9 protein-coding genes are annotated in these 10,361 nt (G+C 72.5%); 8 read left to right on the top strand and 1 reads right to left on the bottom strand.

Annotated features, from left to right (window positions below; genetic code table 11):
- The first annotated feature begins 186 nt into the window (after positions 1–186).
- Positions 187–744: an elongation factor P gene (gene efp / locus C1I99_RS23985; RefSeq protein ID WP_111136465.1), complete on the top strand. Its 558-nt coding sequence runs from the start codon at positions 187–189 to the stop codon at positions 742–744.
- A gap of 23 nt (positions 745–767) precedes the next feature.
- Positions 768–1,178, top strand: a complete 411-nt coding sequence (gene nusB / locus C1I99_RS23990) for a transcription antitermination factor NusB (protein WP_199562371.1) — start codon at positions 768–770, stop codon at positions 1,176–1,178.
- An 89-nt stretch (positions 1,179–1,267) separates the two neighbouring features.
- Here nusB and bldD read toward each other — a convergent pair whose 3' ends face one another.
- Entirely contained in the window at positions 1,268–1,756 is a 489-nt protein-coding gene (gene bldD / locus C1I99_RS23995; protein WP_013285505.1) for a transcriptional regulator BldD, read from the bottom strand.
- A 285-nt stretch (positions 1,757–2,041) separates the two neighbouring features.
- On the opposite strand from bldD, the gene pyrR reads away from it, so the two are divergent.
- From pyrR to C1I99_RS24025, 6 genes are read left to right on the top strand one after another with little or no spacing between them, the layout of a single operon-like run.
- Positions 2,042–2,629, top strand: coding sequence for a bifunctional pyr operon transcriptional regulator/uracil phosphoribosyltransferase PyrR (gene pyrR / locus C1I99_RS24000; RefSeq protein WP_111136467.1), 588 nt, complete (start codon positions 2,042–2,044; stop codon positions 2,627–2,629).
- Positions 2,626–3,552 carry an aspartate carbamoyltransferase catalytic subunit gene (locus C1I99_RS24005; RefSeq protein WP_111136468.1) on the top strand — a complete coding sequence of 309 codons (927 nt, stop codon included), beginning with the start codon at positions 2,626–2,628 and terminating at the stop codon, positions 3,550–3,552. Before pyrR ends, C1I99_RS24005 begins: the two co-directional genes overlap by 4 nt.
- Complete coding sequence (locus C1I99_RS24010) at positions 3,549–4,826, top strand: dihydroorotase (protein WP_111136469.1); 1,278 nt, start codon at positions 3,549–3,551, stop codon at positions 4,824–4,826. The genes C1I99_RS24005 and C1I99_RS24010 overlap by 4 nt, the downstream gene beginning before the upstream one ends.
- Positions 4,823–5,962 carry a glutamine-hydrolyzing carbamoyl-phosphate synthase small subunit gene (gene carA / locus C1I99_RS24015; protein ID WP_111136470.1) on the top strand — a complete coding sequence of 380 codons (1,140 nt, stop codon included), beginning with the start codon at positions 4,823–4,825 and terminating at the stop codon, positions 5,960–5,962. Before C1I99_RS24010 ends, carA begins: the two co-directional genes overlap by 4 nt.
- Positions 5,962–9,309 carry a carbamoyl-phosphate synthase large subunit gene (gene carB, locus C1I99_RS24020; RefSeq protein WP_111136471.1) on the top strand — a complete coding sequence of 1,116 codons (3,348 nt, stop codon included), beginning with the start codon at positions 5,962–5,964 and terminating at the stop codon, positions 9,307–9,309. The genes carA and carB overlap by 1 nt, the downstream gene beginning before the upstream one ends.
- Positions 9,306–10,349, top strand: a complete 1,044-nt coding sequence (locus C1I99_RS24025; protein WP_111136472.1) for a quinone-dependent dihydroorotate dehydrogenase — start codon at positions 9,306–9,308, stop codon at positions 10,347–10,349. The genes carB and C1I99_RS24025 overlap by 4 nt, the downstream gene beginning before the upstream one ends.
- The last annotated feature ends 12 nt before the right edge of the window (positions 10,350–10,361 follow it).

Genomic DNA, 10,361 nt, shown 5'->3' on the forward strand with positions numbered 1-10,361 from the left:
CGCGCAGCCTGGGCCCCCTGCACTCGCGCCGCCTCGCTCGGCGGTGCTCGGCGGCGCGTCAGCTGCCGGGGTTTCGGGGCCGGGTGGCGAACGTAGCGGGTGTCCGGTGCGCAGCGCGGGGAGCGGCGCGCGGCGCAACTAGTAGACTTGGCAGGTCTGTCCGCCAATTGATGATCAAGGCAGGAAATGGCCACCACCAACGACCTGAAGAACGGCCTGGTACTCAACCTCGACGGGGAGCTGTGGTCCGTCGTCGAGTTCCAGCACGTCAAGCCCGGTAAGGGTGGTGCGTTCGTGCGTACCACGCTGAAGAACGTGCTGTCCGGCAAGGTGGTCGACAAGACCTTCAACGCGGGCACCAAGGTCGAGACCGCGACCGTCGACAAGCGCACCATGCAGTACCTCTACGCCGACGGCGAGGACTACGTCTTCATGGATCTGGAGACCTTCGACCAGATCACCGTGCCCGGCGGCACCGTCGGCGAGGCGGCGAACTACCTGCTGCCCGAGGCCGAGGTGATCGTGGCCACCCACGAGAGTGTCCCGCTCTACGTCGAGCTGCCCACCAGCGTCGTGCTGGAGGTCACCTACACCGAGCCGGGCCTGCAGGGTGACCGGTCGACCGGCGGCAACAAGCCGGCCACCGTCGAGACCGGCGCTACCGTGCAGGTGCCGCTCTTCATCACCACCGGCGAGAAGATCAAGGTCGACACCCGCGACGGCCGTTACCTCGGCCGCGCCTGATGGCCGAGGGCCCCAAGCAGCAGATGCCGGCGCGCCGCAAGGCGCGCAAGCGGGCGCTGGACGTGCTCTTCGAGGCCGATCTGCGCGACCGCCCGCCGGTCGAGGTGCTCGCCGGCTACCTCCAGCGGATCGAGAAGCCCCGCCCCGACCACCTCGACTACGCCGTGAGCCTGGTCGAGGGGGTCGCCGCCCACCTGGACCGGATCGACGAGCTGATCGCCAGCTACGCCGAGGGCTGGACGCTGGACCGGATGCCGGTCGTCGACCGCAACCTGGCCCGGATCGCCGTCCACGAGCTGCTCTACGTCGACGAGATCGACGACGCGGTGGCGATCAGCGAGGCGGTCGAACTGGCGCGGCAGATGTCGACCGACGACTCGCCGCGCTTCCTCAACGGCATCCTCGGCCGGATCGCCGAGTACGCCACCCGCTGACTCGGGCGCACGCCCCAGGCGAGGCGCAAGGCGACACGAACGACGAAAGGGCCCGTGCCGGACGGCACGGGCCCTTCGGGTGTCAGCGGTCAGGAGGCGAAGAACGCCCGCGGGTCGGCGACCAGCACCCCGTGCTCGGTGAGCCGCTCGATCAGGCCGGACGGCGAGGCGTCGTAGACGATCGCGAGGGCACGCAGGTCGTCGGCGCGGATGGAGAGCACCCGGCCGTTGTAGTCACCACGCTGCTGCTGGATGGCGCGGGCGTACCGGGCGACGTAGGCGAGATCCTCGGACGCCTCGTCGTAGAGCCGCTCGAGGTCCAGCACGATTTTGCTGGTGGGCTCATGGCGCACCCCGCTACCGTCGGGCAGCAGCTCCGAGACGGGAACGCGGTAGAAGTCGGCCAGCTCGGCCAGGCGGGACACCGTGACGGCCCGGTCGCCGCGCTCGTACGAGCCGACCACCACCGCCTTCCACCGCCCGTTCGACTTCTCCTCCACGCCCTGCAGGGACAGGCCCTGCTGCTGGCGGATGGAGCGCAGACGGGCGCCCAGAGACTTGGCGTATTCAGAGGGCATTCGGACACTCCCAGTGCTGCTCGGGGCTCTCCCAGCGATCGCTACGGAGCGTGACGGTACGGGGATTGCGACACCTGGTCAAGTGGTCGTGACCGTACCGTTGGGGAGCACCGGGGGAGTTATCCCCATTTGGCCGCGCTGACCAGGGGGTCAGTGGCCGGCGGCGGTCGGTGCGGTGACCACTGGTAACGTGGCGTGAAGCCCCGGTCCGGGCCGCTCGCGGCCCACACCGGAATCCGACGTCCTTTAACGACCCGTCCCGTGAGGCGGGGAAGGAGGTCCGCCGTGGCCTACCCACCGGCTGCCCAGTCGCCGCTCGCGCGACAACCCTCGGTGAAGGTGATTCTCGCCAGCGCCGACGTCCAACGCGTGGTCGACCGGATCGCCCACCAGATCCTGGAGAAGACCCAGGGCGCCGCGAACACCGTCCTGCTCGGCATCCCGACCCGGGGCGCCCCGCTCGCGAGGCGGCTCGCCGCCCGGATCAGCACCTTCGAGGACGTCGCCGTCCCGGTCGGCGTGCTCGACATCACTCTCTACCGCGACGACCTGCGCCGGCACGCCACCCGGGCGGTCGGCCCCACCCAACTGCCGACGGGCGGCATCGACGGCAGGCGGGTCATCCTCGTCGACGACGTGCTCTTCTCCGGCCGCACCGTGCGGGCCGCCCTCGACGCGCTCAACGACGTCGGGCGGCCGGCGTCGGTCCAGCTCGCCGTCCTGGTCGACCGCGGCCACCGGGAGCTGCCGATCCGCGCCGACTACGTCGGCAAGAACATCCCGACCTCCCTCGCCGAGAGCGTGAAGGTGACGCTGGCCGAGACCGACGGCGCCGACGAGGTCAAGCTGTACGGGGGGACCACCACCTCATGATCAGGCACCTGCTCTCCGGTGCGGACCTGGACGCCGCCACCGCCACCCAGATCCTGGACACCGCCGCCGAGATGGCCACCGTGGCCGGCCGGGAGGTCAAGAAGCTGCCCGCGCTGCGCGGGCGGACCGTGGTGAACCTCTTCTACGAGGACTCCACCCGCACCCGGATCTCCTTCGAGGCGGCCGCGAAGCGGCTCAGCGCCGACGTGATCAACTTTTCCGCGAAGGGGTCCAGCGTCGCCAAGGGCGAGAGCCTGAAGGACACCGCGCTGACCCTGCAGGCGATGGGCGCCGACGCGGTGGTCGTGCGGCATCCGGCCTCCGGCGCCGCGCACCGGCTCGCCGACTGGGTCGACGGCTCGGTGGTCAACGCCGGCGACGGCACCCACGAGCATCCCACCCAGGCGCTGCTGGACGCGTACACCATGCGCGCCCGGCTGGGCCGGCTGGCCGGCCTGTCGGTCGCGGTGGTCGGGGACGTGCTGCACTCCCGGGTGGCCCGCTCCAACGTGCTGCTGCTGTCCACCCTCGGCGCCAAGGTGACCCTGGTCGGGCCGCCCACGCTGATCCCGCGGGACATCTCGCCGGCGCTCGCCCCCGGCACCGCCGTCTCCTACGATCTCGACGCGGTGCTGCCCACGTCCGACGTGGTGATGATGCTGCGGGTGCAGCGGGAGCGGATGAACGACTCGTACTTCCCGTCCGCCCGCGAGTACGCCCGCCGCTACGGCCTGGACGGCCCGCGCATGCGCCGGCTGCCCGAGCACGCGATCGTCATGCACCCCGGCCCGATGAACCGGGGCATGGAGATCACGCCCGAGGTCGCCGACTCGCCCCGCTCCACCATCGTCGAACAGGTCGCCAACGGGGTCTCCGTCCGGATGGCCGTCCTCTACCTGCTACTCGGGGGGAACAACCGGTGAGCTCGTACCTCATCTCCAACGTCAGCGTCCTCGGCGCCGCGCCGACCGACCTGCTGATCCGCGACGGGGTCGTGGCGCAGGTCGGCCCCGGCCTGACCGCGCCGGACGCGACCGTCGTCGACGGCACCGGGCTGGTCGCCCTGCCCGGCCTGGTGGACCTGCACACCCACCTGCGCGAGCCCGGCCGGGAGGACGCCGAGACCGTCGAGTCCGGCTCCCGGGCGGCGGCGCTCGGCGGGTACACGGCGGTCTGCGCGATGGCCAACACCTCCCCGGTCGCCGACACCGCCGGCGTGGTCGAGCAGGTCTGGCGGCTCGGCCGGGAGGCCGGACTGGTCGACGTGCAGCCGATCGGCGCGGTCACCGTCGGGCTGGCCGGCGAGCAGCTCGCCGAGCTGGGCGCGATGGCCGACTCCGCGGCGCGGGTGCGGATCTTCTCCGACGACGGGCACTGCGTCGCCGACCCGAAGCTGATGCGGCGGGCGCTGGAGTACGTCAAGGCGTTCGACGGGATCATCGCCCAGCACGCCGAGGAGCCCCGGCTCACCGAGGGCGCGCAGATGCACGAGGGCGAGGTCTCCACCCGGCTCGGCCTCACCGGCTGGCCGGCGGTCGCCGAGGAGGCGATCATCGCCCGGGACGTGCTGCTCGCCGAGCACGTCGGCAGCCGGCTGCACGTCTGCCACGTCTCCACCGCCGGCAGCGTCGAGGTGCTGCGGCACGCCAAGGCGCGCGGGGTGAAGGTCACCGCCGAGGTGACCCCGCACCACCTGCTGCTGACCGACGAGCGGGCCGAGACCTACGACCCGGTCTACAAGGTGAACCCGCCGCTGCGCACCGCCGCGGACGTCGCCGCGCTGCGGGCCGCCCTGGTCGACGGGGTGATCGACGTCGTCGCCACCGACCACGCCCCGCACGCGGTGGAGGACAAGGAGTGCGAGTGGGCGTACGCCCGGCCGGGCATGCTCGGCCTGGAGACGGCGCTGTCGATCGCCCTCGACGTGCTCGGCCCGCAGTGGGACCTGATCGCCGAGCGGATGTCCCGCACCCCGGCCCGGATCGCCGCGCTGGACGCGCACGGGCTCGACCCGGCGCCCGGCGTGCCGGCCAACCTGACCCTGGTCGACCCGGCCGTCCGGCGGGTGATCGAGCCCGCGGAGCTGGCCAGCCACAGCCGCAACACCCCGTACGCCCGCATGACGCTGCCGGGTCGCATCGTGGCGACCTTCCTGCGCGGCGAGCCGACGGTCCTGGACGGAAAGGCAGTCAAATGAGTCGCAGGCGATCGGCGATCCTGGTCCTTGAGGACGGGCGCACGTTCCACGGCGAGGCGTACGGCAGCGTCGGGGAGACCTTCGGCGAGGCGGTCTTCAACACCGGCATGACCGGCTACCAGGAGACCCTGACCGACCCCTCGTACCACCGGCAGGTGGTGGTGCAGACCGCGCCGCACATCGGCAACACCGGCGTCAACGCCGAGGACGACGAGTCCGGCCGGATCTGGGTGGCCGGCTACGTGGTGCGCGACCCGGCCCGGATCGGCTCGAACTGGCGGGCCACCGGCGGGCTGGAGGACCGGCTCGCCGCCGAGGGCGTGGTCGGCGTCAGCGGGGTGGACACCCGGGCGCTGACCCGGCACCTGCGCGAACGCGGGGCGATGCGGGTCGGTATCTCCAGCGTGGACGACGACCCGCGGGCCCTGCTGGCCCGGGTGCGCGAGTCCCCGCAGATGGTCGGCGCCGACCTGTCCGCCCAGGTCACCACCGGCGAGCCGTACGTGGTGCCGGCCCAGGGCGAGCACCGGTTCACCGTCGCCGCCCTGGACCTGGGCATCAAGCGCAACGTGCCGCGCCGGCTCGCCGCGCGCGGGGTCACCACGCACGTGCTGCCCGCGTCCTCGACCATCGACGACCTGCTCGCCACCGGCGCCGACGCGGTGTTCTTCTCGCCCGGTCCGGGCGACCCGGCCACCGCCGACGGCCCGGTCGCGCTGGCGCGGGAGGTGCTGCGCCGGCGGGTGCCGCTGTTCGGTATCTGCTTCGGCAGCCAGATCCTCGGTCGGGCGCTCGGCTTCGGCACCTACAAGCTGGGCTACGGCCACCGCGGCATCAACCAGCCGGTGCTCGACCGGGCCACCGGCAAGGTCGAGGTGACCAGCCACAACCACGGCTTCGCCGTGCAGGTGCCGGGCGCGCGGGCCGGGGCGGTCGTCCCGGACCAGGTGATCGAGACCGAGTTCGGCGGCGTCCAGGTGTCGCACGTCTGCCTCAACGACAACGTGGTCGAGGGGCTGCGGGCGAAGGACGTTCCCGCCTTCACCGTCCAGTACCACCCCGAGGCGGCGGCCGGCCCGCACGATGCGGACTACCTCTTCGACCGTTTCGCCGAGCTGATCGAAGGCGGGAAGTAATGCCCAAGCGGACCGATCTCACACACATCCTGGTGATCGGCTCCGGGCCGATCGTGATCGGGCAGGCCTGCGAGTTCGACTACTCCGGCACCCAGGCGTGCCGGGTGCTGCGCAGCGAGGGGATCCGGGTCAGCCTGGTCAACTCCAACCCGGCCACCATCATGACGGACCCGGAGTTCGCCGACGCCACGTACGTCGAGCCGATCACCCCGGAGTTCGTCGAGCTGGTCATCGCCCGGGAACGCCCGGACGCCGTGCTGCCCACCCTGGGCGGGCAGACCGCGCTGAACACCGCGGTCGCCCTGCACGAGGCGGGGGTGCTGGAGAAGTACGGCGTGGAGCTGATCGGCGCGAACATCGAGGCGATCCGCCGCGGCGAGGACCGGCAGCTGTTCAAGGACATCGTCGCCAAGGCCGGCGTACGCCTGGGGCTGGCCGACCCGGCCGGCCTGGTCCCACGGTCCCGGGTCTGCCACTCGATGGCCGAGGTGGAGGCCACCGTCGCCGAACTCGGCCTGCCGGTGGTGATCCGGCCGTCGTTCACCATGGGCGGTCTCGGCTCCGGCATGGCGCACACCCCGGAGGAGCTGGCCCGTATCGCCGGGGACGGCCTGGCGGCCAGCCCGGTGCACGAGGTGCTCATCGAGGAGAGCGTGCTCGGCTGGAAGGAGTACGAACTCGAGCTGATGCGCGACCGCCACGACAACGTGGTGGTGGTCTGCTCGATCGAGAACGTCGACCCGATGGGCGTGCACACGGGCGACAGTGTCACCGTGGCCCCGGCCATGACCCTGACCGACCGGGAGTACCAGCGCCTGCGCGACCTGGGCATCGCGGTGCTGCGCGAGGTCGGGGTGGACACCGGCGGCTGCAACATCCAGTTCGCGGTCAACCCGGCCGACGGCCGGATCGTGGTGATCGAGATGAACCCGCGGGTGTCCCGCTCCTCGGCGCTGGCCTCCAAGGCGACCGGCTTCCCGATCGCGAAGATCGCCGCCAAGCTGGCCATCGGCTACACCCTCGACGAGATCCCCAACGACATCACCCGGAAGACCCCGGCGGCCTTCGAGCCGACGTTGGACTACGTGGTGGTGAAGATCCCCCGGTTCGCGTTCGAGAAGTTCCCCGGCGCCGACCCGGAGCTGACCACCACGATGAAGTCGGTCGGCGAGGCGATGAGCCTCGGGCGCAACTTCACCGAGGCGCTGAACAAGGCGATGCGCTCGATGGAGACCAAGGCGGGCGGCTTCTGGACCCAGCCGGACCCGGCCGGCGCGACGAAGGAGAACACCCTCGCCGCGCTGCGCATGCCGCACGACGGCCGGCTCTACACGGTGGAGCGGGCGCTGCGGCTGGGCGCCTCGATCGCCGAGGTCGCCTCGGCCACCGGTGGGATGGACCCGTGGTTCCTGGACCAGATCGCCGCTCTGGTCGAGCTGCGCGCCGAGATCGTGGCCGCGCCGGTGCTCGACGCCGACCTGCTGCGCCGGGCCAAGCGGGCCGGCCTGTCCGACCGGCAGCTGGCCGCGCTGCGCCCCGAACTGGCAGCCGAGGACGGGGTCCGCAGGCTGCGGCACCGCCTCGACGTGCGGCCGGTCTACAAGACGGTGGACACCTGCGCGGCGGAGTTCGAGGCGACCACCCCGTACCACTACTCCTGCTACGACTCGGAGACCGAGGTGGTCGGCTCGGACCGGCCCAAGGTGCTCATCCTCGGCTCCGGGCCGAACCGGATCGGCCAGGGCATCGAGTTCGACTACTCCTGCGTGCACGCGGTGATGGCGCTGCGCGACGTCGGCTTCGAGACCGTGATGGTCAACTGCAACCCGGAGACCGTCTCCACCGACTACGACACCGCCGACCGGCTCTACTTCGAGCCGCTCACCTTCGAGGACGTGCTGGAGGTCTGGCACGCCGAGGACTCCTCCGGGAAGGCGGCCGGCGGGCCGGGCGTGGTCGGGGTGATCGTGCAGCTGGGCGGGCAGACCCCGCTGGGCCTGGCGCAGCGGCTCAAGGACGCCGGGGTGCCGGTGGTCGGCACCTCCCCTGAGTCGATCCACCTGGCCGAGGAGCGGGGCGCGTTCGGGGCGGTGCTGGCCCGGGCCGGCCTGCGCGCGCCGGCGCACGGCACCGCCACCTCGTACGACGATGCGAAGGCGATCGCCGAGGAGATCGGCTACCCGGTGCTGGTCCGCCCGTCGTACGTGCTGGGTGGGCGGGGCATGGAGATCGTCTACGACGACCCGACGCTGCGCGACTACATCGGGCGGGCCACCGACATCTCCCCGGACCATCCGGTGCTCGTCGACCGGTTCCTCGACGACGCCATCGAGATCGACGTGGACGCGCTCTGCGACGCCGACGGCGAGGTCTACCTCGGTGGCGTGATGGAGCACATCGAGGAGGCCGGCATCCACTCCGGCGACTCGTCCTGCGCGCTGCCGCCGATCACCCTGGCCGGCTCGCACGTGGCCCAGGTCCGGCGGTACACCGAGGCGATCGCGCGGGGCATCGGCGTGCGCGGCCTGCTCAACGTGCAGTACGCGCTCAAGGACGACCAGCTCTGGGTGCTGGAGGCGAACCCGCGCGCCTCGCGGACGGTGCCGTTCGTCTCCAAGGCCACCGCGGTGCCGCTGGCCAAGGCGGCGGCCCGGATCGCGCTCGGCGCCACCATCGCCGAGCTGCGCGCCGAGGGTCTGCTGCCGCCCACCGGCGACGGTGGCGAGTTGCCGCCGGACGCCCCGATCGCGGTGAAGGAGGCGGTGCTGCCGTTCAAGCGGTTCCGTACGCCCACCGGCAAGGGGATCGACTCGCTGCTCGGCCCGGAGATGAAGTCGACCGGCGAGGTGATGGGCATCGACACCTCCTTCGGGCACGCGTTCGCCAAGTCCCAGTCGGCCGCGTACGGCTCGCTGCCCACCGGCGGGAAGATCTTCGTCTCGGTGGCCAACCGGGACAAGCGCGGCATGATCTTCCCGATCAAGCGCCTGGCGGACCTGGGCTTCGAGATCGTGGCCACCGCCGGGACCGCCGAGGTGCTGCGCCGGCACGGCATCGCCTGCGAGCAGATCCGTAAGCACTACGAGTCCGGCGCGGGTGAGGACGCGGTCTCGCTGATCCTCGGCGGCGACGTCGCCCTGGTGATCAACACGCCGCAGGGCTCGGGCGCGAGCGCCCGTTCGGACGGCTACGAGATCCGCAGCGCCGCCGTCACGACGGACATCCCCTGCATCACCACGGTCCCGGGCGCGGCGGCCGCGGTGATGGGCATCGAGGCGCGTATCCGCGGTGACATGCAGGTCCGCCCCCTCCAGCAGCTCCACGCCGCCCTGCGGGCCCGCCGGTGATCTTCGAGCGGGTGGTGCGTCCCCGGTTGTTCGCCATCGCAGGTGGCGACGCGGAGGCCGCGCACGAGTGGACGCTGCGGCGGCTGGCCGCGCTCTCCCGGCGGCCGGCGGCGCTGTCGGCGCTGCGGGCGCGTTACGCCGTGCGGGCGCCGCGGACGGTGTTCGGGGTGGACTTCCCGAACCCGGTGGGGCTGGCCGCCGGGATGGACAAGGACGGTGCGGCGCTGCCGGCCTGGCCGGCGCTGGGCTTCGGGTTCGTCGAGGTCGGCACGGTCACCGCGCGCCCCCAGCCGGGCAACCCCCGGCCCCGGTTGTTCCGGCTGCCCGACAGCGGGGCCGTGGTCAACCGGATGGGGTTCAACAACGCCGGCGCGCAGGCCCTCGCGGCCCGGTTGGCGGCGCTGCCCCGTCCGCTCGGGGTGCCGCTGGGTATCTCGCTCGGCAAGTCCAAGGCCACCCCGCTGGAGGAGGCGGTCGAGGACTACCTGGCGTCGTACCGGGCGCTGCGGGAGCACGGCGACTACTTCGCGGTCAATGTCTCCTCGCCGAACACTCCGGGGCTGCGCGCCTTGCAGGACCGGGCACACCTGGACGCGCTGCTGGCGGCGCTGGTGGGGGAGAAGCCGGTGCTGGTGAAGATCGCCCCGGACCTCACCGAGCCGGCCATCGCCGAGTTGCTGGAGGTCTGCCTGGCCCGGGGCGCCGCCGGGGTGATCGCCACCAACACCACCCTGGCCCGCGACGGGCTCGCCCCGGCCGACCGGGAGCGCGGCGGCGAGACCGGCGGGCTCTCCGGCCGACCGCTCGCCGGGCGGGCCCGCGAGGTGGTCTCCTTCGTGCATCGGGAGACCGGAGGCCGGCTGCCGGTGATCGGGGTCGGCGGGATCCTCGACCCGGACGACGCCGCCCGGATGGTCGACGCCGGCGCCGCGCTGGTGCAGCTCTACACCGGCTTCATCTACCGCGGCCCGGCCCTGGTCCGGGCCGCGGCCCGCGCGTGGACGGGCGCCCCGGCAGCGGCCGGGACCGCGGGCGGGTGAGCACCGGGCGGG

The sequence above is a fragment of the Micromonospora deserti genome (assembly GCF_003236335.1).
GTDB classification, from domain to species: Bacteria; Actinomycetota; Actinomycetes; order Mycobacteriales; family Micromonosporaceae; genus Micromonospora; species Micromonospora deserti.

Excerpts from the sequence above, each read along its gene's own strand:
- efp (WP_111136465.1), top strand. The coding sequence starts at position 187 with ATGGCCACCACCAACGACCTGAAGAACGGCCTGGTACTCAACCTCGAC.
- nusB (WP_199562371.1), top strand. The coding sequence starts at position 768 with ATGCCGGCGCGCCGCAAGGCGCGCAAGCGGGCGCTGGACGTGCTCTTC.
- bldD (WP_013285505.1), bottom strand. The coding sequence starts at position 1,756 with ATGCCCTCTGAATACGCCAAGTCTCTGGGCGCCCGTCTGCGCTCCATC.
- C1I99_RS24005 (WP_111136468.1), top strand. The coding sequence starts at position 2,626 with ATGATCAGGCACCTGCTCTCCGGTGCGGACCTGGACGCCGCCACCGCC.
- carA (WP_111136470.1), top strand. The coding sequence starts at position 4,823 with ATGAGTCGCAGGCGATCGGCGATCCTGGTCCTTGAGGACGGGCGCACG.
- carB (WP_111136471.1), top strand. The coding sequence starts at position 5,962 with ATGCCCAAGCGGACCGATCTCACACACATCCTGGTGATCGGCTCCGGG.